Origin of the sequence: Rhizobium sp. AG855, assembly GCF_003610655.1 — a bacterium.
In the GTDB taxonomy this organism is placed as follows: domain Bacteria; phylum Pseudomonadota; class Alphaproteobacteria; order Rhizobiales; family Rhizobiaceae; genus Allorhizobium; species Allorhizobium wuzhouense.
The window spans coordinates 1,278,757-1,301,152 of record NZ_RAQG01000003.1; the positions used below are offsets into that span (position 1 = coordinate 1,278,757).

General features: G+C 62.3%; 19 protein-coding genes. 10 read left to right on the forward strand and 9 right to left on the reverse strand.

Annotated elements, in window-relative coordinates:
- Positions 1–237: 237 nt before the first annotated feature.
- Both DFO46_RS06190 and DFO46_RS06195 read left to right on the forward strand, forming a co-directional pair.
- Positions 238–612 (forward strand): Hpt domain-containing protein, encoded by a 375-nt coding sequence (locus DFO46_RS06190; RefSeq protein ID WP_110790637.1) that lies wholly within the window; start codon positions 238–240, stop codon positions 610–612.
- A gap of 120 nt (positions 613–732) precedes the next feature.
- Entirely contained in the window at positions 733–1,053 is a 321-nt protein-coding gene (locus DFO46_RS06195; RefSeq protein WP_110790636.1) for a 2Fe-2S iron-sulfur cluster-binding protein, read from the forward strand.
- Between the two features lie 294 nt (positions 1,054–1,347).
- On the opposite strand, the gene DFO46_RS06200 is transcribed toward DFO46_RS06195, so the two are convergent.
- Complete coding sequence (locus DFO46_RS06200; protein ID WP_120276706.1) at positions 1,348–1,968, reverse strand: DUF922 domain-containing protein; 621 nt, start codon at positions 1,966–1,968, stop codon at positions 1,348–1,350.
- A 117-nt stretch (positions 1,969–2,085) separates the two neighbouring features.
- Here DFO46_RS06200 and folP point away from each other — a divergent pair, with 117 nt between their 5' ends.
- From folP to folK, 3 genes are read left to right on the forward strand one after another with little or no spacing between them, the layout of a single operon-like run.
- Positions 2,086–2,961 carry a dihydropteroate synthase gene (gene folP, locus DFO46_RS06205; protein ID WP_120276707.1) on the forward strand — a complete coding sequence of 292 codons (876 nt, stop codon included), beginning with the start codon at positions 2,086–2,088 and terminating at the stop codon, positions 2,959–2,961.
- Positions 2,958–3,329, forward strand: coding sequence for a dihydroneopterin aldolase (gene folB, locus DFO46_RS06210; protein ID WP_110790635.1), 372 nt, complete (start codon positions 2,958–2,960; stop codon positions 3,327–3,329). The genes folP and folB overlap by 4 nt, the downstream gene beginning before the upstream one ends.
- On the forward strand, positions 3,310–3,834 hold the full coding sequence (folK, locus tag DFO46_RS06215; RefSeq protein ID WP_281039898.1) for a 2-amino-4-hydroxy-6-hydroxymethyldihydropteridine diphosphokinase: 525 nt from the start codon (positions 3,310–3,312) through the stop codon (positions 3,832–3,834). The genes folB and folK overlap by 20 nt, the downstream gene beginning before the upstream one ends.
- Before the next feature lie 45 nt (positions 3,835–3,879).
- Here folK and DFO46_RS06220 read toward each other — a convergent pair whose 3' ends face one another.
- The 4 genes from DFO46_RS06220 to DFO46_RS06235 form a co-directional block, all read right to left on the reverse strand.
- Positions 3,880–4,431: a hypothetical protein gene (locus DFO46_RS06220; protein ID WP_110790634.1), complete on the reverse strand. Its 552-nt coding sequence runs from the start codon at positions 4,429–4,431 to the stop codon at positions 3,880–3,882.
- 140 nt (positions 4,432–4,571) lie between these two features.
- A complete protein-coding gene (locus DFO46_RS06225) occupies positions 4,572–5,675 on the reverse strand; it encodes a TIGR01620 family protein (RefSeq protein ID WP_120276708.1) in 1,104 nt (367 codons plus the stop codon).
- Entirely contained in the window at positions 5,672–7,144 is a 1,473-nt protein-coding gene (locus DFO46_RS06230) for a YcjX family protein (RefSeq protein ID WP_120276709.1), read from the reverse strand. The genes DFO46_RS06225 and DFO46_RS06230 overlap by 4 nt, the downstream gene beginning before the upstream one ends.
- Positions 7,145–7,288: 144 nt before the next feature.
- Complete coding sequence (locus tag DFO46_RS06235; protein ID WP_120276710.1) at positions 7,289–7,780, reverse strand: histidine phosphatase family protein; 492 nt, start codon at positions 7,778–7,780, stop codon at positions 7,289–7,291.
- A 276-nt stretch (positions 7,781–8,056) separates the two neighbouring features.
- On the opposite strand from DFO46_RS06235, the gene dksA reads away from it, so the two are divergent.
- Positions 8,057–8,476, forward strand: a complete 420-nt coding sequence (gene dksA, locus DFO46_RS06240) for an RNA polymerase-binding protein DksA (protein WP_110790630.1) — start codon at positions 8,057–8,059, stop codon at positions 8,474–8,476.
- A gap of 162 nt (positions 8,477–8,638) precedes the next feature.
- Here the strand turns inward: dksA and DFO46_RS06245 are convergent, their stop codons facing one another.
- Entirely contained in the window at positions 8,639–10,264 is a 1,626-nt protein-coding gene (locus DFO46_RS06245) for a flagellar biosynthetic protein FliO (RefSeq protein ID WP_120276711.1), read from the reverse strand.
- Positions 10,265–10,524: 260 nt separating this feature from the next.
- Between DFO46_RS06245 and DFO46_RS06250 the strand changes: the two genes are divergently transcribed.
- On the forward strand, positions 10,525–13,152 hold the full coding sequence (locus DFO46_RS06250) for a PAS domain-containing sensor histidine kinase (RefSeq protein ID WP_120276712.1): 2,628 nt from the start codon (positions 10,525–10,527) through the stop codon (positions 13,150–13,152).
- An 81-nt stretch (positions 13,153–13,233) separates the two neighbouring features.
- Here the strand turns inward: DFO46_RS06250 and DFO46_RS06255 are convergent, their stop codons facing one another.
- The gene (locus tag DFO46_RS06255; protein ID WP_120276713.1) at positions 13,234–14,160 is read right to left on the reverse strand and encodes a pseudouridine-5'-phosphate glycosidase; all 927 of its coding nucleotides are present in this window, start codon (positions 14,158–14,160) and stop codon (positions 13,234–13,236) included.
- 28 nt (positions 14,161–14,188) lie between these two features.
- On the reverse strand, positions 14,189–15,133 hold the full coding sequence (locus tag DFO46_RS06260) for a carbohydrate kinase family protein (RefSeq protein WP_120278160.1): 945 nt from the start codon (positions 15,131–15,133) through the stop codon (positions 14,189–14,191).
- 242 nt (positions 15,134–15,375) lie between these two features.
- Here DFO46_RS06260 and recA point away from each other — a divergent pair, with 242 nt between their 5' ends.
- The 3 genes from recA to DFO46_RS06275 all read left to right on the forward strand — a co-directional run bounded on the left by recA (position 15,376) and on the right by DFO46_RS06275 (position 20,741).
- Positions 15,376–16,464, forward strand: coding sequence for a recombinase RecA (gene recA, locus DFO46_RS06265; protein WP_120276714.1), 1,089 nt, complete (start codon positions 15,376–15,378; stop codon positions 16,462–16,464).
- Between the two features lie 165 nt (positions 16,465–16,629).
- Entirely contained in the window at positions 16,630–19,287 is a 2,658-nt protein-coding gene (gene alaS / locus DFO46_RS06270) for an alanine--tRNA ligase (protein WP_120276715.1), read from the forward strand.
- A 197-nt stretch (positions 19,288–19,484) separates the two neighbouring features.
- Complete coding sequence (locus tag DFO46_RS06275; protein WP_183041848.1) at positions 19,485–20,741, forward strand: GGDEF domain-containing protein; 1,257 nt, start codon at positions 19,485–19,487, stop codon at positions 20,739–20,741.
- Between the two features lie 23 nt (positions 20,742–20,764).
- On the opposite strand, the gene DFO46_RS06280 is transcribed toward DFO46_RS06275, so the two are convergent.
- A complete protein-coding gene (locus tag DFO46_RS06280; protein WP_120276717.1) occupies positions 20,765–22,387 on the reverse strand; it encodes a SulP family inorganic anion transporter in 1,623 nt (540 codons plus the stop codon).
- Positions 22,388–22,396 lie beyond the last annotated feature (9 nt).

Below are 22,396 nucleotides of genomic sequence, written 5' to 3' on the forward strand. Positions count from 1 at the left end.
TACTGACACATTTGGCCCTCCGTTACAATTAACGCAGGTGCAGCACGCCAAGGGGCGCTGTGCTTGTTAACAGTATTTAAACCTCCATTTAGCCGTAAAAGCCAAATTTTGCGGGGGTTTAAATTTCGTTAACCATGATGCGAGCTTTTTCGGGTCGTCGCCGCCGCGCTTAACAGGATTGCCACAACCGAATGTCAGGCTGATCCCACCAATAAGAAGAAAAGAAGGTTCTTTGGCATGGCTGCAGCAGTCAACATCGCATTCGAAGCTCCCGAAACCCATCATGTGCGCACGCCGTCGCACGAACGTCCAATCGATCTGGTCCATCTGGCTGCCCAGACGAAGGGTGACAAGGCGGTCGAAATCGAGATCCTGCAGATGTTCGCCCGCCAGGCGCGCGGATGCCTTCAGGCGCTGACCGCAAAGTCGGACAAGACCGACAACAAGGCTGCGGCCCAGCGCCTGCGCAACGCCGCGATTTCCGTTGGCGCTTTGCGTGTCGCGAGCGCTGCCGAACTTGTCGACAGCAAGGGCGTCAACGCCGATACGCTGGCGACCGTCGCGAGCGCCGTGCTCGAGGCCGAGCATTTCATCCTGAAGCTCGCGCGCTGAGACACCCGTCGGTGCCGTTGTCGGCGCGTTCAACTCGCTCTGCCGTGAGTTGACTGGGCCTTGAAATTGCGAGAAGACTTCGCCGATTTTTACACAAGGCGAAGTCTGGATCCGCACATCATGACACAAATCAGCATCATCGCATTTGACGGCACGCGTTTCGAAATTGCGGCCCAGGACGGCTCTACGGTCATGGAAAATGCCGTTCGCAACTCCGTTCCGGGCATCGATGCGGAATGCGGCGGCGCCTGTGCCTGTGCGACCTGTCATGTCTATGTCGACGAGGCCTGGACCGAGAAGGTCGGGACACCGTCGGCGATGGAAGAAGACATGCTCGACTTTGCCGTCGACGTCCGTCCGACCTCGCGTCTTTCCTGTCAGATCAAGGTGAGTGCCGCGCTCGACGGTCTCGTCGTGCATGTGCCGGAACGCCAAGGCTGAGGCTCCACCGAACGCACCAAAAAAAGCCCCGTCTCCCGGTTTTCCGGGCGACGGGGCAAGCGGGCGCATCGCCAAACAGGCGAGGGAGGAAGCACCTGTGGCAACAGGACGCGCCGGGAGAACGGGGAAAAATCGGGAACGCTTAATCAACGTTTTCGATGACACTTATATTTCAGATTTGTATCAAGGGCCACGGGCAGAAATCGCCGGTTATTCACAGGCTGCGCGGCAAGTTTCGGACAAGGCGTGGCAAGCCTGCCAAAACCACCTCTCAAAATTTACTGGTGATTGCTGCTAGTTTCTGACCTTGCCGCTGCGATGGCGCAGGATGCGCAGCATGCGGTCCTCGAAATTGTGCGACTCAATCCGATCGAATTCGATCTGGGCCATATCGTGCGCGCGGGTCACTTCGTCCGTCACGGCGGCGACCTTTGCCTGCAGGCGATCACAGTCACGTTCCGGTCGCAGGTTCAGCAGCCGCTGCTCCAGACGCTTGGCATGCTGTCTGGCGATTTCGGCATGCCGTTCTTCGTGCCGCTTGATGTCTGACGAGAGCGCATCCCAGATCATCGCCATTTCCGGCGTCGCTCGCTTCCGGTTCTTCCAGCGCGGCAGAATGATCTTGGTGTCGAGCGTGACGGTGGCATCCTCGACCGCACAGCGGGTGCCGCGTTTGGTGTATGTCAGGTCGCCGCCGAAGCGGATCTGGGTGGCACCGGGATGGCGGTATCCGGTCGCCTCTGTGAAAGGTCCCTTGCGTGCCAGTTCGTCATCCAGATCCGCCGCGGTCTTACCCCCGATCTGGAAATAGCTGATGGACTTGCGAACGATGGTTTCGGATTGCGCCGCGTTCGGGAAGAGGCCGGTCAGGGCGCCCAGAAGGAGCGTCGCCCACAGACGGCTGTATGATGTCATGTTCAATCCGCGATGTTCTCATGTCCGCGATGTTGTGTTCGCGACGCCCTTGGGGCATAGCCAACGCGGCTGCACTATTGCAGCTTCGCAGATTTCCGTCGAGAGGACAGAACGCAGTTGGCGAGCGGCAAGCGGACAATTTGGCGTGTGGCCCATGGCCGTGAACTCGATGTGACGGCGCGCGGCGCCTTGATGGCAATCATCAACGTCACGCCCGATTCCTTTTCCGATGGCGGTTTGCACGACAGCACCGAGGCAGCGATTGCTCATGCGCTCGCCTGCGTCGATTCAGGCGCGCAGATCCTTGATATCGGAGGCGAATCGACGCGGCCCGGTGCTGCCCCTGTCAGCCCTGAGGACGAGATGGCGCGGGTTCTTCCCGTCATTGCGGGGCTCCGCGACCGCACCGATGCCCTGCTTTCCATCGATACCTATCGTGCACGCACCGCGCAGGCTGCCATCGAAGCGGGTGCGCATATCATCAACGACGTGCACGGTCTTCAGCGCGAACCTGATATCGCCGCAGTTGCCGCCCGTTTCGGGGCCGGCCTCTGCATCATGCATACCGGTCGTGGTCGTGAAAAACTTGCCGACCCGATTGAAGACCAGCGTTTCTTCTTCGGTCGGTCACTCGCCATTGCCGAGGATGCCGGCGTTGCGTCGGAAACAATCATGCTCGATCCGGGGTTTGGTTTTGCCAAGGAAACGGCCGAGGAAAACATGGCGCTCCTGGCGCGGATCGAAGAGTTGCATGATCTCGGCCTGCCGCTTCTGGTCGGCACATCGCGCAAGCGCTTCCTTGGCAACATCACCGGCCGGGACGCCGCCGAACGCGATGCGGCAACGGCTGCGACCACCGTGGCGCTCCGATTGAAGGGGGCCTCCGTTTTCCGGGTCCACAATGTCGCGATCAACCGGGACGCGCTTGCCGTCGCCGATGCTATGCTTTCGGCCGCACGACACATCGAGGTTGCAGGGAACGCGCAGATATGAGCCGCATCTTCACCATCACGCTACAGAACTGCGCCTTCTTCGCCCATCATGGCGTCTTTCCTGAAGAAGGCGTCCTCGGTCAGCGCTTCTTTGTCGATGCGGAGTTTGACGTCGACGCGCTGGAGGCGGCCGAGACGGATACGCTCGGCGGGACAGTGCATTACGGCATAGCCTTCGAGGTCATCCAGGAGATCGTCACCGGAAGCCGCCGGCAATTGGTCGAGGCGCTGGCGCTCGCCATCGCACGCGGCCTGCTCGACCGTTTCCCCGAAATACTGCGCTGCCGGATCACCGTGCGCAAGCCCAGTGCCCCGATTGCCGGGATCCTCGACCATGTGCAGGTGAGCGTTGAACAGTTCAGAGCATAACGCGTGGCAGCAGGCGACGCTCGGCCTCGGCGGCAATATCGGTGATCCCCAGGCTGCAATGGCAGATGCCTTGCGGCGTCTGGATGATCGTGAGGACTGTCGGGTGACCGCGGTATCGCGCCTCTATCGGACGCCGCCCTGGGGCAAGATCGATCAGGCCGATTTTTACAATTGCTGTGCGGCAGTCGAGACATTGCTCGCGCCGCAGGCGTTGCTCGCCGCCTGCCTCGAGATCGAGCGTGACATGAAACGGGTGCGTGTCGAGCGTTGGGGACCGCGCACGATCGACATCGACATCCTTACCTATGGTTCGCTCAAGCTCGATGCCGATCATCTGACGATCCCGCATCCGCGCATGACCGAACGCGCCTTCGTGCTGATGCCGCTGGCCGATTTTGCCGGAGATCTCGTGGTTGAGGGGCGCCGTGTGGCCGATTGGCTTGAGGATGCAGATGGCGCCGGTATCGCCGTTGCAAACGAAAACCGCGCCTGGTGGCGCGGCTGACGGATTTCCATGCTTGTGACGCTGGCCTGAGGGGTGAGCGTCGGATTACTCGTTGTCGGCGGTCTCTGCCATAGCTGTTGCCTGGCGGTTGAGCTTCAGGCCGATCACAGGGATCATTCGGTCTTCGACCTTGACCGAAATGGTGATGTTCATGGCGTCGTCCTGCTCGAGGCGGGCGACCATGGCGCCATTCAGTTTGGCGCGGTTGATGCCCATGACGGCGCGGTTGCCGTTGACCGTGCCGGAGACGATGTCGAGACCCTTGCCGTCGGCGCCGTCGAGGAACTGGCCCTTGTAGGAGCCGCCGGCCTGCGAGATGACGGCCGACATCGGCTGGCTGAAGACGCCGACGCGGCATGTGCCGTCGAGCTTCAGGCCGGTTTCCTTGCCTTCCGCCGGAAGGCCGGTCAGGTTGCAGGTGAACTTGGTGCCCTTGTACTTGCCGGCAACGATCTCGCCCGGGCCTTTCCAGACACCGGCGACCGATTCGAAGAAGCGCTTGTCACGCGACGCGGCATCGGCGACTGCGACGGGCAGCAGCGTTGCGGCAGCGAGAATGGCGGCGCAGCGGCCGACTGTCGAAAAGCGAGCAGACATCGATTTACCTTGGTACGAGAAACCAGAAACCCCGCGAGAACCCTAGCGGAATAATGGTTAATGCATCATTGCCATAGCCTCATTTCAGGCTCCCGACAATTGGCAAACCGCACTCGGCCGTGCGGTGTGGCGGAAAAGACTCAGGCGGTCCGGTTGTCGCCTTTTCCGGTCATGCTCGGCGTCAGGTCGCCGATGAAGTCACCAATGCCTGGTCGTTTCGTGGCGTGGAACGGCAGCGGCCGGCAGAGATCCATGGCAGCGATCCCGATTCGGGCCGTCATCAGCCCGTTGATCACGCCTTCGCCGAGCCTGCTGGACAGGCGCGCTGCCAGCCCATGCCCGAGGACCTGCTGGGCGAGGCCGTCGCCAATCGCAATCGAGCCTGTGACGGCAAGATGGGCAAAGACGTCTTTCAAGAGCCGCAGCATGCCGAAGGATCCCGGACGACCGCCATAAAGTTCGGCCATGGCGCGAACGAGCCGCACCACTTCGAAGAGGACATAAGCGAGGTCGACCACCGCACGAGGACTGACGGCGGTTACGACCGAGACACGTTTTGACGATCCGAGGATGAGCGCGCGTGCCTTGATGTCGAGGGGACCAAGAAGTTCCCTCTCGGCGAGGTCGATGAGTTGGGGCGCATCGATAATGTCATCCTCGACGGATTCGAGCGTCTTGCGGCCACGCGCGGTTTCCGGGCGGTGAGCGACGAGGCCGGACAGGCGACGCACGATCGTGATGGCATTGGCGCGTTTCATGCTCGCGGCTGCCGCCTGGGCATCAAGCTTGAGGTTCTGCACCGCGTCCAGACGGTAAAGTCCGGCCAATTCGCGCCCGACGGCAATCAGAAGCGCCAGCAGTCCGATGACCAATACGGCGATCGCGGTATAGCCGAGCCAATCTGCACGAGAGAACAGGTCGCGGATCAGCCCGTCGACCCAAAGCCCGAATGCGAGGGAAAGCAGGAAGCCAAAGGCGCCCATCGCGATGCGGGCGAAGGAAATACCACGACGGCGCGGAGTGGCGACGGGCAGGGCTTCTGCCTCGGTTGCCATGTCGGCAAAGGGATCGCGTTCGTCAGGCACGATCTCGATCTCTCCGGAGAAGCTGCGCGGCGAACGGCTGGCCGGCATTGCCTGGCGTCCTCCACTGCGCGGTGCATCGGGTTCCACGGTGAAGGCGGTCGGCTTGCGGGCGGAGCTTTGTGCGCGCGGCGGTTCGTCCTGTCCGATCTTCTTGGTCATGTGAGGCGGTCCCCCAGCAGGAATTGCAGAGCCCGGTCCAGACGGATATGCGGCACGGAAAGTGTGATGCCGCCTTTCTCGTCGAGATGGGGAGGTCTAAAGCGGACGATGCTGAGATCAGGGAGCGCAGCGGATGCATCCCCTTGATCGACCGAGCGGAAATAGGCCTCCGGATCCTCGGGCAAATCGCCTGGGAAGACGGCCGTCTTGCGGTTGCCGTCAAAAGTCTCCGCGCCGATGCGTTCGCCGGCCATCGGCGTGCCGACGATGACGGGCAGGTCGTGCCCGTCCTGTTTGACATTGGCCTCGCGGGTGGCGCGCACCGATGCCAGCGCCATGACTTCGATGCCCGCGCCGTTCATGTCGATGCTGCGGATGGCGCGATTGACCAGGCGACGCGTCAAGGTCTCCAGCCTGTCGTGACTTTCGTGGTGCAGGTGGTCGGCTTTGGTGGCCGCCACCAGAACGCGGTCGATACGGCGGCGAACGAGCGAGGTGAGAAAGGAGTTTGATCCCGCACGGAAGCAGGCAAGCACTTCGGCCAAGGCGCGCTCCAGATCCTGAACGGCTTCAGGTCCCCGATTGATCGCCTGGAGCGCATCGACGAGCACGATCTGGCGGTCGAGCCTTGCGAAATGCTCGCGGAAGAAGGGTTTGACCACGACCGACTTATAGGCCTCGAAGCGGCGCTCCATCATCGCCCGCAGGGAGCCCTTTGGCGCGCGACCTTCGGGGAGGTTGGGAAGAGGGGCGAAGGTGAGGGCGGGGGAACCCTCAAGGTCTCCGGGCATCAGAAAGCGTCCCGGTGGCAGGGTCGAGAGCGAGCGCTCATCCGACTTGCAGTGACGCAGATAGTCGGTGAAGGCCTCTGCCAGCCGACGGGCCGTCATTTCGTCGGCCGGTGCATCGGGATCGATGGTCGCCGCGAGCTCCAGCCAAGGGCGCGAGAGTTCTTCCCGGATGCCCGTCCCAGCCAATGCGGTGGTCGCTTCGGAAAAGCTTCGGTAGTCCTGTCCGAGCAATGGGAGGTCGAGCAACCATTCGCCGGGATAATCGACGATGTCGATCGACAGGCGGCCAGGTGAGAGCATGCGGCTCCACGCGCTGGCGCTGCGATACTCAATGGTCAGGCGCAGCTCCGAAATGGCGCGCGTCGAATCCGGCCAGATCCGGTCTTCGACCAGTGCGCGGATATGGTCCTCATACTGGAAGCGCGGCACCGCGTCGTCCGGCTGCTCCTGCAGGGCGGTTGCCGTGATGCGCCCTGATCGCAGGGGTTCGAACAGCGGCAAACGCCCGCCATGCAGCAGATTGTGGACCAGCGACGAGATGAAGACCGTCTTGCCGGCGCGAGACAGGCCTGTCACACCGAGGCGGATCGTTGGATTGATCAGGTGGGCTGCCCGGTCGGCGATGTTGTCGAAGGCGATGGCGGCTTCATCGGTCAGGCTGGTCAGAGAAGGGGGCATTCGGGTTCCTGCACTGAAGAAAACGACCGCTTTGCGCGTTCTGGGGCGGGACGAGCGTCAGCGACATGCCTGCATATAGGCTCTGTTGTGCCGCCAAAAAAGGCCGGATGGCTTCGTCTGCGATCACCCGCGCGATGCCGGGCCTCATCCGACGATAAAGTCGTGCAGTCGCCAGCTTTGCTCGACGGCATCGATGACCGCCAGGCCAGAGGTGGGGTAGCCTTCCGGCACGGTGCGCGCGACGACCTCGTTGCCACAGAGCCTTGCGAACACCTCTTCGATCGCCGGGTTGTGGCCGACCAGCATCAGCGCCGGGATGTCGGGCGTCGAGGCTAAAATCTCCAGATAGGTTTCGGCCGGCGCGTTATAGAGTTCGTCGACGTAGCGGAATTCGACGAGGCCGGAAAAGACCCGGTTCAGCGCTTCGGCCGTCTGTCGGCAGCGCTTTGCGGTCGAGGCGATGACGAGGTCGGGACGGTAGTTCCGGTCCGCCGCGGTTTCTGCCAGCAGCTCGGCTTCGGCAAAGCCCGCATCGGAGAGGTTGCGGTCGAAATCGCGGCCGCCGGGCTCTGCCCACCCCGATTTTGCATGCCGCAGCAGATAGATGCGTTTGGGAACCAGGTTCGAAGGCGTCATCTGTAGAGCTTTCGGCGTGAGATCGTCCAGGCTATTGAACTAGCGGGTCTTGGCGGTCTGCGTCAACCGCTGCAGAACAGACTGGTTGCATGGCCTTCCGCTGCGGAGGCTGTTGCGGCAACCGGGCGACCGGTTCCAATTTATGCTTAAAAAATAGAAATTTAGCTCAAAATTATAACAGACTTAAAAATGCTCGGGAAACATTCTGGAGGCTTGAACCGGTTGCCTTGAAAGGATATACAGCCGCCCATTGAGATGTTCTTCAGGAGAATCGCGTTGAGTGAGAAGATCAATCTTAGCAATTATGTACTCTCGGAAGACGATGAGTTCATGAACGCGAACCAGCGGGCCTATTTCAGGGCCAAGCTGATCGCCTGGAAGAACGACATTCTCCGTGAGGCGCGCGAGACGCTCGAACATCTCGCAGAAGAAAGCGCAAACCATCCCGATCTTGCCGACCGGGCATCCTCCGAAACAGACCGTGCCATCGAACTCAGAGCCCGCGATCGTCAGCGCAAGCTGATCTCGAAGATCGACGCTGCGCTGGGACGCATCGAAGACGGCACCTATGGTTATTGTGAGGAGACCGGCGAACCGATCGGCTTGAAGCGACTGGATGCGCGTCCGATCGCGACGCTGTCGATCGAGGCGCAGGAGCGCCACGAGCGTCGCGAAAAGGTCTATCGCGACGAATGACAGCCGGCATTTTGCCCGGCGGGTTTTGAACCCATTCTGCCGACTATTTGTCGAAAGGCCCGCTTTTGGCGGGCCTTTCGCTTTCTTGCAATCACGACGGAACATCTTTGCGAGGTGGTCTGGCGCGGGCAGAGCGGAGGTCGGCAGTTGCCCGCCGATGCCTCATGGATTGCGGCTCGCCGACATCTCGCCGAATATCCGGGCGATTTCGTTCTGTAGGTTGGGTTCTTCCGCCGGCTGGGCGGGATTGGTGCCGGCAGGTGCGGCAGCCTGGCGCGGTTCGGCGACCATGGCGCCGATCGGCGGCCTTGGGCGGTCCGGGCGCGTTTCCGGCAACAATGCGGGGATCGGGGTCGTCTGCGATGCCTCCGGCCGTGGTGGCCCGGGGTCGGCTGCGATGTGCAGCGCCATCTCCTCTTCCAGCACCCGTTCGAAATCGCTCAGGTCCCGTTTCGCGCCTTCGGCCTGGGGATTTTCATCGCCGGCCTCGTCCTGCTTTGGCGTGAAGCGCGTTTCGTCGAATTGACCGGAGAATTGATCTGCGGGCGCAGTCGAAAGCACGCGCGCACGGGCCGCTTCCAGTACATCTTCAGCTGATGCGTTGCTGCCTGCTTCACCAATGGTCGGAACGGTGTCGGCCGTGGGTGCCGGCGCCTCGTCCACCGGGGCATCGATCACAGGCGAGCGCACCGCTTCGACCGAAGGCGCCAGGCCTTGCGTTGCCTGCGGAGGCCGTTCGACGGCGGTAGCAGCCGTTTGCGGTTGCGGCTCGATGCTGACAGCTGGCGCGACGGACGCTTCGAGGCCTGGTTCGCGCGATGCCGCTTCGACAATTGGCTCAGGTTCGACGACGGGCGCCGGCTCTTCGACGAGGCGGCCACGCGGGGCGGGTCGTTCTACGGCGGGCTCGGGCTGCAGGGTTGACGGCGCTCCGACCGGCCGGTCCGCATGCAGTTCGGGTGAGAAGGTGGCTGAGATGGCAGACCCGGTGGCGATTGCGGCCGGTACGGTCGATCCGGTGGCAAGCGATGCTGCCGTTGCGGCAACTGCCGTTTGCGACGGTAAGACAGGTGTCGGCACGGGTGCTGCGGCAAGCTGGGCCGAGGTCACCGGTGCCGGCGATGCCGCCGAGATCGGCGGTTTCGGAGCGTCAGCCGCTACAGGCTCGGCTTTCAGACGATCTTCCGCAGGGCGCTCGCTCGTTGGGATCGGGCGCGGCTGCGGCACGTTCGTCATGGATTGAGGCGCACGGGGTGCGGCCACAGCGGGCGCTGCGGCATCTGGCTGCTCGATCCTGGGCTGCTGGGACGTTCGTTGCGGTACGCGATCCTTCCGGGCCGAGGGCTGCGGAACGAGGCTTTCGCTCTGGATCGGATCGGCAACAAGAGAAGGTGCCTGGATTGGTGGAGCGGCCGGCAGGCTGGCGGTGGATTGGTGGCCAAGTCTCGCTTCCTCGTCGGCCGCCGCCGTCTGCAGCGCGCGGGCCGTCAGATAATGTCTTTCGTCGCCAATCCCGGACTCAATCACCAGATCCGTTGGGCCGCCGATCATGACCAGGTGTTCGACGTTGTCGCGGCGGATCAGCACGATGCGCCGGCGCGTGTCGATCGCAGCGGCATCAAGCACCTGCAAACGGGGCTGACGGTTGCGACCACCGCGCACGAAAGGCGATGGCGCTCGATTGCGCAGGATCCAGAGCACGATGAAAAGGCAGAGAAGCGCCAGGCTGACTCCCAGCGCCGCAACGAGAAAACGGCTTCCATAGGCGGAAATCAGTTCATCCAGCATTTCAAACGCTCCCTTTGCAGGCTTTTTGGCAGAAGACGTCGCTATCTGCAATGCGAGGTTTTTGTCCCGTTGATGTTGAGGACGCGCCCGCGACGCCATGCTATCAGTCCTGAATGCGGCAATCCTGTGGGATAGTGGGCTTAGCGCGAGTTACCGGCCTTTCTTCGCTTTTTGCGGTCAGGGCAAATTGTTAAACAGAAGGCTGCACCGATTCTGGCGGATCGACCGGGCAGCGGTGCGTTTACAGGCAAGAGGCATTCATGACACGACAGCTGAACGACCGCGACGGAGACAGCCCCCTGGTTGATCGCCGCGGCGGCATAGGTGCCGCGCTGCGCATCCTCTTGCTGGCGCTGGTGCTGCTGGCCGCCGCCGCTGCCTTCGTCTTCTTCCGCGACCAGCTCGACAATCAGATCGTGCTCGGCGTTCTCGGCATCCTGGCGATGATGGGGATTTTCTTCATCGTCGCGGCCGTGATCGGTTTCGTCGAGGTCATGCCACAGCCGCATGGCGACAGCCTGGCCCGTCGTTTCCTCGCCAGCCAGCCCGAGGGTACGCTGATCACCGATGCGGAGGGGCGCATCGTCTTCGCCAATGCGGCATATGGCGCTATGACGGGTGCAAAGAAGGCGACCGAGGTGCAGACCCTCGAGGCTCTGCTCTCGCGTTACCGCGAGTCCAGCGAAGCGCTTTACCGCCTGACCAATGGTCTGCGCGAGGGCCGTGAAAGCTACGAGGAGTTCCGGCTGCTGAAGCCGATCGGCAGCCTGACGGCCAACGGCTCGGGCGCGCATTGGTACCGGCTCAAGGCGCGCTTGCTGCCGGGCGAAAACCGTGGACGTGGTCTTCACGTCTGGCAGATCTCCGACATCACCTCGGAGCGGGACGATCAGGAGCGCTTCTTCAAGGAATTGCAGCACGCCATCGACTATCTTGACCACGCACCCGCCGGCTTCTTCTCCGCCGGCCGCAAGGGCGAAATCTACTATCTCAATGCGACGCTCGCCGAGTGGCTGGGGGTCGATCTCACGCAATTCAGTCCCGGCTCCATGTCGATCAGTGACCTCGTTGCCGGCGAGGGCATGGCCTTGATCGATTCGGTTCAGGCGGAGCCGGGCCAGGCGCGGACGGAAACGCTTGATCTTGATCTGCGACGTGTCAACGGCCAGAGCCTGCCTGTGCGGCTCGTCCATCGGGTCAAGGCCGCGCGCGACGGAGCGCCGGGCGAAAGCCGGTCGATCGTGCTCGCGCGCCAGCAGGGCGAGGGTTCGGATCAATCCGATTCGGTTGCTTCGATGCGCTTCACCCGCTTCTTCAACAACACGCCGATGGCAATCGCCTCTGTTGATGGTGAAGGCCGTATTCTACGCACCAATGCGCCCTTCATGAAGCTTTTCGCCGACATCATCTCGCGCGACGAGATCGAGCGTCACGGGTTGATCGAGGTGGTGCTGCATGAAAGCGAGCGTGAAGGCTTTCGCCAGGCGCTCGCAGCCGCCATGGACCGCCAGGTCGACATTGCGCCGATCGACAGCCGCCATCCGACGAATGACACCAGGCATTTCCGCTTCTATGTGAATGCCGTGATCGACCAGAGCGACGAGGCGCCGGAAGAGGCGGCGATCGTCTATGCGGTCGACGTCACCGATCAGAAGGCGCTTGAGGCGCAGATGGCGCAGACCCAGAAGATGAATGCAGTCGGCACGCTTGCCGGCGGTATCGCGCATGACTTCAACAACGTGCTGACCGCGATCCTGTTGTCGTCCGACCATCTGCTGCTGCAGGCCCGTCCGTCGGATGCCAGCTTTGCCGATCTCATGGAGATCAAGCGCAATGCCAATCGTGCGGCCGTTCTCGTGCGGCAGTTGCTCGCCTTTTCGCGCAAGCAGACGATGCGGCCTTCGGTCTTGAACCTCACCGACGTCATCGGCGATCTGCGCATGCTCGTCGACCGGCTGATCTCCGGCTCGAACGTCAAGCTCAAGGTCGAATATGGCCGCGACCTCTGGCCGGTGAAAACCGACCTGTCGCAATTCGAGCAGGTGCTGATCAATCTCTGTGTCAACGCCCGGGATGCCATGCCGCAAGGCGGCATGATCACCGTGTCGACACGCAATGTCGGCGGGGACGAGGCGGCCGAATTCGGCTATCGCGGTCTGCCCTCCGAAGACATGGTTCTGGTCGAGGTGGCCGATACCGGGACCGGGATTGCGCCCGAGATCATGGACAAGATCTTCGAGCCCTTCTTCACAACGAAGGAAGTGGGCAAAGGGACCGGCCTTGGGCTTGCCATGGTCTATGGCATCGTCAAGCAGTCCGGCGGTTACATCTACCCGGAATCGGAAGTCGGCAAAGGCACCGCGTTCCGCATCTTCCTGCCGCGACACATACCGGACGTCGTTGTTGTTTCCGAGGATGCGAAAGCTGCGAGTTCCGCGACGTCCGGCAGTCTGCCGCCGGCGACGCCGGCAAACGGCACCGATCCGTCTGCCGATGGCAAGGATCTGACCGGCAAGTCGGCCGTGGTTCTGCTGGTCGAGGATGAAGAGGCGGTGCGGCGCGGCGGCAAGCGCATGCTGGAAACGCGTGGCTACACGGTGCATGAGGCGGGATCCGGCGTCGAGGCGCTCGACATCATGGATGAACTCAACGGCGAGGTGGACATTGTCGTCTCCGACGTCGTGATGCCGGAGATGGACGGGCCGACGCTGCTCACCGAACTCAGGAAGAAATATCCGGATCTGAAGTTCATCTTCGTCTCGGGTTATGCCGAGGATGCCTTTGCCCGCAATCTGCCGGCTGATGCCAAGTTCGGCTTCCTGCCGAAGCCGTTCTCGCTGAAGCAGCTGGCGGTCGCCGTGCGCGAAATGCTCGACGGCGAAGGCTGATCCGCTAACGCTGGTTTCGAAGACAAAAGAACCCGCCGGAGCGATCCGGCGGGTTCTTGCGTTCCAGCGTTTCGAAGAGGTTCAGCCGTTCAGGGCAACCGCGATCTCGGCTGCCAGGCGGGCATTGTTCTCGACCAGCGCGATATTGGTCTTCAGGCTTCGGCCACCGGTCAGATGGAAGAGGTTGTCGAGCAGGTAAGGCGTGACGGCCTTGCCGGAGATCTCGTCGCGTTCGGCATTGGCGAGCGAGCGGCTGATATAGATTTCCATTTCCTCGCGCGGGATCTCGTCGGCTTCCGGGACCGGATTGGCAATGAGCATGCCCCCGGCAATGCCGAGCTCCTCGCGCATCTTCTGGAAGTTGGCGATGGCCGCCGGGCTCGGCAGGCTGAGCGGGCTTTTGAGGCCCGAGCTGCGCGACCAGAAAGCGGGGAAGTCTTCGCTATCATAGGTGACGACCGGCACGCCGCGGGTTTCCAGCACTTCCAGCGTCTTCGGAATGTCGAGGATGGCCTTCGGGCCAGCCGAGACGACGATGACACCGGTGCGGGCCAGTTCTTCCAGATCGGCGGAAATGTCGAAGGTCTCCTCGGCGCCGCGATGCACGCCGCCGATGCCGCCGGTGGCGAAGACATGAATGCCGGCGCGATGGGCGGCGATCATGGTGGCGGCGACGGTTGTTGCACCGTTGCGGCGCTCGGCGATGGCAAAGGCGAGATCCGCACGCGACAGCTTCATCACGTGTTCCATCTGCGCCAGTTCATCCAGCTGCGCCGGCTCAAGACCGATATGCAGCACGCCCTTGATGACGGCGATCGTGGCGGGCACGGCGCCCTGCTGGCGGATGATGTTTTCCACGCTGCGGGCCATCTCGATGTTGCCGGGATAGGGCATTCCATGGGTGATGATGGTGGATTCGAGCGCCACGATTGCGGCACCGCGCTGCTTGGCGGCGGTCACTTCGCTGGAATAGGCGATCGGCAGGAGGGGGGAGACGGAACGGGTCATGGGAGATCTTTCAAGCTGGAACGGCTCGTCATGGCAGGAAACGGGCCGGGGGGACAAGTGACATCTGTGTGTCGAGTTTCGCTGCGGACAGATTTTCGTCCGTCGCATGGGGCGAGGCAAGGGTGATGGCGGCGCAGGCCGTGCCACGGCGAAGGGCGGCGCAGAGGTCGCCGCCAGCGAGCCTTGAATGGAGAAAACCGGATGCGAAGGCGTCGCCGGCACCCGTGACATCTCCGATTTGCTCGACCGGAGTGGGTTCGATGACGGCGATGCGCTCTGAATCAAAGGAGATGGTGCGGCCGCCACCCGATGTGACCGATCCGCCGCGCAGGCCGCAGGCGCGTAAGAGGTCGGGCCAGTCTTCCGGTCGCTCGGCTCTCGTCCCGGTGATGGCTTCAGCCTCGGCGCCGTTCATGAAGAGATGGCCGAGATGGGCGAAGGTGCCGCGCAGGCGAAGCACCTTCGCCGGGGATATGGCAATGGCAGAGACGCCGCAGCCCCGACGCGCCGCCGAAGCCGTCAGACTTGCCAGGGTTTCGGATGGCAGGTTGGCGTCGCAGAGCACATGCCCGGCTTCCGCCAGACTGTCGCGCATCGATCGGGCCCGAAGCCGGCGCGCGACAAATGCATCATAGAGCGCCATGTCGGCGAGCGCGATGACGAGATTGCCGTCGTTTTCCAGGATCGCGGTATAACTCGGGGTGGCCCGATCGAGAAACATGACCGGCCAGTCTTCGATGCCGGCCCGCTCTGCGGCCTCGCTGACCGCCTGGCCGGCGGCGTCTCCGCCTCTGGGGGCGATCAGCCGAACGGAACGTCCGAGACGGGCAAGGTTGCGGGCTGCATTGAAGACGCCGCCGCCCGGTTCCTCGAACCATGTTCCGGGATTGCTGGCACCTGGTTTCGTCTCCCCGGAAATGCGGGCGCGGCGATCGAGATGGGCGCCGCCGATGGCAAGAATTTCGACCGTCATGACCATACCTTCGCAAGGGCTGTTGCGCGAATCGAAGCACATCCGACCGACGCTGACGGGCCTGGTGTCGCCTTCACGGGGTTCGTATGGAACCACCTGAGAACATTATTCGAACACACGCCCGAAAACGCAGTATTCAGAAAGGCTTCGCTGTTACTTGCAAAATGAGAACAAATAGGGTACATTATGTCCATCGGCGGCTTCATTGCCTATGCGGCCTCAATAACCTAAAGGTGGATCCAATGGCACAAAATTCTTTGCGGCTTGTAGAGGACAAATCGGTGGATAAAAGCAAGGCATTGGAAGCGGCGCTCTCGCAGATCGAACGCTCGTTCGGCAAGGGCTCGATCATGAAGCTCGGTGCGAACGAGAGCGTGGTCGAAGTCGAGACAGTCTCGACGGGGTCGCTCAGCCTCGACATCGCGCTCGGCATTGGCGGCCTGCCGAAGGGGCGCATCATTGAAATTTACGGACCGGAAAGCTCGGGTAAGACGACGCTGGCGCTGCAGACGATTGCGGAAGCCCAGAAGAAGGGCGGCATCTGCGCCTTCGTTGACGCCGAACATGCGCTCGATCCGATCTATGCCCGCAAACTGGGCGTCGATCTGCAGAACCTCCTGATCTCTCAGCCCGATACCGGCGAACAGGCGCTCGAAATCACCGACACGCTGGTTCGCTCCGGTGCGATCGACGTTCTCGTCGTCGACTCGGTTGCCGCGCTGACCCCGCGCGCTGAAATCGAAGGCGAAATGGGCGATAGCCTGCCGGGCATGCAGGCCCGCCTGATGAGCCAGGCGCTGCGCAAGCTGACCGCCTCGATCTCCAAGTCGAAGACCATGGTGATCTTCATCAACCAGATCCGTATGAAGATCGGCGTGATGTTCGGTTCGCCGGAAACGACGACGGGTGGCAATGCGTTGAAATTCTACGCCTCCGTTCGCCTCGACATCCGCCGTATCGGCGCCGTCAAGGATCGCGAAGAGGTCGTCGGCAACCAGACCCGCGTGAAGGTCGTCAAGAACAAGATGGCGCCTCCGTTCAAGCAGGTCGAGTTCGACATCATGTATGGCGAGGGCGTGTCGAAGACCGGCGAACTGGTCGATCTCGGCGTCAAGGCCGGGATCGTCGAGAAGTCGGGCGCCTGGTTCTCCTACAACAGCCAGCGGCTCGGCCAGGGGCGTGAAAACGCCAAGCTCTTCCTGCGCGACAATCCCGCTGTGGCTCAGGAGATCGAAATGGCGCTGCGGCAGAATGCCGGTCTGATCGCCGAGAAGTTCCTGCAGAATGGCGGTCCGGACGCCAATGACGGGGACGGCGCCGAGGACTTGTAAGGTCGCTGTCTGTCTGCCGAAATTTTGCCGGCCGCGTTTCACCCGAAGCGCGGCCGGTTTTCATTTGTGCTGGCGGTCACGGCGCTGGACAGGGGCCATGGCGGGCGATAAAAGCCATTGATTTTGCGAATTGGCCGGGCTTCCGGCCCGAATGAAGGGCGTGACATGAGCGGTGTAAACGACATCCGGTCGACTTTCCTCGACTACTTCAAGACGAACGGTCACGAGGTCGTTTCCTCCAGCCCGCTGGTGCCGCGCAACGATCCGACGCTGATGTTCACGAATGCCGGCATGGTGCAGTTCAAGAATGTCTTCACCGGTCTTGAACAGCGTCCCTATTCGACGGCCGCGACCGCGCAGAAATGTGTGCGCGCCGGTGGCAAACATAACGACCTCGACAATGTCGGCTATACGGCCCGCCACCATACCTTCTTTGAAATGCTGGGGAATTTCTCCTTCGGCGACTATTTCAAGGAGCGTGCGATCGAGCTTGCCTGGAACCTGATCACCAAGGAATTCGGCCTCGACCGCAACCGCCTGCTGGTTACCGTCTATCACACCGATGACGAAGCGCATGGCCTGTGGAAGAAGATCGCCGGTCTCTCGGACGACAAGATCATCCGCATTCCTACAAGCGACAATTTCTGGGCGATGGGCGATACCGGCCCCTGCGGGCCGTGCTCGGAAATCTTCTATGACCATGGCGATCACATCTGGGGCGGTCCTCCGGGTTCGCCCGAGGAAGACGGCGACCGGTTCATCGAGATCTGGAACCTCGTCTTCATGCAATACGAGCAGATCACCAAGGAGGAGCGCGTCGACCTGCCGCGTCCGTCGATCGATACCGGCATGGGTCTCGAACGTGTCGCAGCCGTCCTGCAGGGCCGCCACGACAACTATGATATCGACCTGTTCCGCGCGCTGATCGAGGCTTCCGTTGAACTCACCGGCGTGAAAGCCGAAGGCGAGCGCCGCGCCAGCCACCGGGTCATCGCCGATCATCTGCGTTCGTCCGCCTTCCTCATTGCCGATGGCGTTTTGCCGTCGAATGAAGGTCGAGGCTATGTGCTCCGTCGCATCATGCGCCGCGCCATGCGTCATGCACAGCTGCTCGGCGCCAAGGATCCGATCATCTACAAGCTGTTGCCTGTCCTCGTTCAGCAGATGGGACGCGCCTATCCGGAACTGGTGCGGGCCGAACCGATGATCTCCGAGACGCTGAAGCTTGAGGAAAGCCGCTTCCGCAAGACGCTGGAACGTGGTCTGTCGCTTCTGTCCGAGGCGACCTCCGATCTCGACAAGGGTGACAGCCTTGATGGCGAAACCGCCTTCAAGCTTTACGACACCTATGGCTTCCCGCTCGATCTCACGCAGGATGCATTGCGCAACCGGGGTATCGGCGTCGATCTCACAGGCTTCAACGATGCCATGCAGCGGCAGAAGGCCGAGGCGCGGTCGCATTGGGCCGGTTCTGGCGACAAGGCGACCGAGACGGTCTGGTTCGAGCTCAAGGAAAAGTTCGGCGCCACCGAATTCCTCGGCTATTCTGCGGAAACCGCCGAAGCGCAGATCCTGGCCGTCGTCGCCGAAGGTAAGGTCGTCGAGCAGGCCGGCGCCGGCTCCGAGGTCCAGATCGTCGTCAATCAGACGCCGTTCTACGGTGAATCGGGCGGCCAGATGGGCGATACCGGCGAGATCGTCGGCGAAGGTTTCTCGCTTGAGGTCACCGACACGCTGAAGAAGGGCGAGGGCATCTTCGTACATGTCGCGACCGTTCGAAACGGTGTGGTGCGCGCGGGCGAGGCCGTCGTGCTGAATGTCGACCATGCGCGCCGTCAGCGCCTGCGCTCGAACCATTCTGCGACGCATCTCCTGCATGAGGCCTTGCGTGAAATCCTCGGAACCCATGTCGCCCAGAAGGGGTCGCTGGTTGCGCCCGAGCGTCTGCGCTTCGATATCTCGCATCCGAAGCCGATCTCGGCCGAGGAGCTGAAGGTCGTCGAGGAGATGGCCAATGAAATCATCCTGCAGAATGCGCCGGTCACGACACGGCTGATGGCCGTCGACGACGCCATTGCCGAAGGTGCGATGGCGCTGTTCGGCGAAAAATACGGTGACGAAGTGCGCGTTGTTTCAATGGGCACTGCGCTCCGTGGCGAAAAGGCTGGGAAGTCTTATTCGACTGAACTCTGCGGCGGCACCCATGTGTCGGCGACCGGCGATATCGGTCTTGTGCGCCTGATCGGCGAAAGTGCTGTCGGTGCCGGCGTGCGGCGTATCGAGGCGCTGACCGGTGATGCTGCACGGACCTATCTCGCCGAGCAGGACGAGCGGGTGAAGACGCTTGCCGCGTCCCTCAAGGTTCAGCCGGCCGACGTCATTGGCCGTGTCGAGGCTCTCATCGATGAGCGCCGCAAGCTTGAGAAGGAACTGGCGGATGCAAAGCGCAAGCTGGCTATGGGCGGCGGGGCCGCAGGCAATGCCGAAGCGCCAAAGGTCGTCAACGGGATCAATTTCATTGGTCGTGTCCTGGCCGGGGTCGAGGCCAAGGATCTGAAGGGCATGGCCGATGAGGCCAAGGCCGGGCTGGAATCGGTGGTCGTGCTTTTGATCGCGGTCTCCGAAGACGGCAAGGCGAGCGCGGTCGTGTCGGTGTCGCCTGACCTCACGGATCGCCTGAGCGCCGTCGATCTCGTGCGTGTCGCCTCTGCGGCGCTTGGTGGCAAGGGCGGCGGCGGACGGCCCGACATGGCGCAGGCGGGCGGCCCGGATGGTGCCCAAGCCGATGCTGCCATTCAAGCGGTCGAAGCCGCACTCGCCTGACACGAGATCTGACTGATTTCGACGGGCCGGCAGGGAATGCCGGCCCGTTTGCATGTTTGCATTTCCCTGGTGGCAAAATCCTGGCGCGTGATTGCCTTGCCCCTAGAAATTCGGGGATTCATGCTTGAATTTACCAAAGGGTTTTGGGCTTTCTTCAATCTTGGATGCCATGGTCCCGACCTTCGCGAGGGTTGAACTTGGACCACCTATTTCACATTCCGACACTCAGTCTCTGCCTGTCTGCGGCCTGCATCACCGTGTCGGTATTCGTCACCTTGCTGTGGAACGAGGACCGCGCGGATCGGGCATTGGCTTTCTGGACCCTCGGCTTCTGGGCGGGCTGCGTCGGTCTTGCCTTGCTCAGCCTGCGCGACGTCGCGCCGCCGATCGTGGCGCTCGGATTCGGCAATGCATTCAGCCTTTGGAGCCTCGGTCTGGTGTGGCTCGGTTGTCTGGCCTTTGACCGGCGCCAGCTGCGCTTCTCCTTCCTTAAGGCCTTCGCCTGTGGCGGCATCTGGCTGGTCTGCTTCGAGCTTTGGCCGCGTTTTGCCGTTGATCTGAACATGCGGATCGTCGTCTGTTCGGTGCTGTTTTTCATCAGCTCCTTCATGGTTGCTGCCGCGATCTGGCAGGGGTATCGACACGATCCTCTTCCGGCGCGCCGCCTCGCCATCTTCGCCTTTGGTGGTCATGCCCTTGTCTATCTGATCCGCACGCCCATGCCGCTGCTTGAGCCGGTAACGCTGTCTGGCGGATTTGGCCCGAACTGGTTCGGGCTGATCATGTTCATCTATTTCGTCCAGGGCCTTGTCGGTGTTCTGGCGATTTTTGCCATGGTCTATGAGCGGACGCTCCGGGCCCACAAACTCGCCTCCGAGATCGACTTTCTGACCGCGGTGCCGAACCGGCGAGCCTTCCTGCTTGCGGTGGAGCGCAGTCGCCAGAGGCCGGACGAATCGGGTGCGGGAGCCGTCCTTGCCCTGGTTGATGCCGACCACTTCAAGGCGATCAACGATACGCATGGGCATGCCGCAGGGGACGCCGCATTGGTGGCGTTGGCGACCTTCCTGTCGGGCCGTCTTCCGAAGGGCGGCGTGTTCGGCCGCCTGGGTGGTGAAGAATTCGGCATCTACCTGCCTGCACGCCAGGTGGCGGCGGATCCGGATCTGCTCGAGCGATTGCGGATGGGCGTCGCGACCCTCGATATCCGCCATGCGGATATGGCGCTTCCGGTGACGATCAGTCTCGGTGCCGTCAGGCTGGCATCCGGGGATGTGGATCTGTCGATGGCGCTGGCGGCGGCCGACCGGGCACTGTATGCGTCGAAAAAGGCCGGGCGTGATCGGCTGAGCTGGGCAGAGCACCCAGGCACTGAACAGCCAACGGCTCAGTTGCATGCGCTGTCGCAGCAATTGGCTGCCGATACGCGCGGAAAGGAGCGGCCGGCGGCGTAGCAGCGTATAAGGCAAGACCAGGTTTAGAGGCTATTGCCCTGTATCGCCCATTGGGCCTCGCTCAGCGTCCTGGTGAAAACGATATCCTGGGCATGCAGGTCGTGATGCGAAAGCAACTGGCGGACCTCCGGACGGTCACTCACCACATAGACCTTAACCCCGTCGCGCCGGGCTTTGCGAATGACACCTGCCAAAAGATTGGCGCCCGAAGTGTCGATGAATTGAATGCCGCTGCAATCGAGCACGAGGTTCCGGTGGCCATCTGCGATGCGGTCGAGGACGGCGCTCGCGCTTGCCACGGCGCCGAAGAAGAAGGCGCCGTCCAGCCGGTAGATTACGGTGCCGGCATCGGTGTTTTCGAGCGGTCTCTCATCGTCCTGGTTTGTTACCTTCAAGCCCTTCGCCATGTGGTGGATGAACTGCAGGGCGGCGAGCGAGACGCCGACGACGATCCCCTCGGTCAGGTCTCGCAAGATGACCAGCAGGAATGTCACGGCCAGCAACAGAGTTTCGGCTCGTGAGGAGCGTATCAGTGCGGATATCGCCGACCGTTCCACCATGTTCCAGGAGACGACGGCGAGCACACCTGCGAGGCTCGCAAGCGGGATGTAGGCGGCGAGGGGGGCTGCGACCAGCATGAACGCGAGTAGGAAGAGGGCATGCAGCATTCCCGAAACCGGGCTTGTGGCGCCCGCCCGGACATTGGTTGCCGTGCGTGCTATGGTGCCCGTGACACAGATCCCGCCGAAGACCGCGGAACCGATATTGGCGAGCCCCTGTGCCACCAGTTCCATGCTGGAGCGGTGCCGTCGGCCGGTCATGCCGTCGGCCACGACGGCGGAGAGAAGCGACTCGATCGCGCCGAGAAGCGCAAAAGCGATCGCGTCCGGCAGGACTGCGATCGCAAGCGCGGGCGACAGGTGCGGCAGGCTCGGCATGGGCAGGCCGGACGCGATCCCCCCGAACTTCGTGCCGATCGTCGAAACGGGCACAGACAGCATGGAAGCCGAAACCGAGGCGGTGATCACGGCGATCAGCAGGCCGGGCCAGGTCGGGCGAAAGCGGCGAATGATGAGGATGATCGCAATCGTCAGGCCCGCAACGACTGCGGCGGGCGGTGAGAAACCGGGCAGGGCGGAGACGATGGATGGGATCTTGTCGATCAGCGGCCCAGGTTCTCCTTCGGGAAACGTCAGCCCCAGCAATTCGCCGATCTGGCTTGCGAAGATGATCACGGCAATACCGGCCGTGAAGCCGATGGTCACGGGATAGGGGATGAATTTGATGTAGTCGCCGAGCCGCAGCAATCCGGCGGCGATCAGCATCAGCCCTGCCATGGCCGTTGCCAAGAGCAAGCCCTCGATGCCGTGACGGCTGACCGTTGCGGCCACCAGAACGATGAATGCGCCGGCAGGGCCACCGATCTGGTGCCGGCTGCCGCCCAGCGCGGAAACGAGGAAGCCGCCGACGATTGCGGTGTAGAGACCGCGATCTGGCGTGACGCCGGAGGCAATCGCAATCGCCATCGACAGGGGAAGGGCGACGATCGCGACGGTCAGCCCCGCCAGAGCATCGGCCTTCAAACGCGCAAGGTCATACCCCTCCCGGAAAACGCTGACAGTTTTCGGGAGCAGGTCTTCCTTCATGGCTTGCCA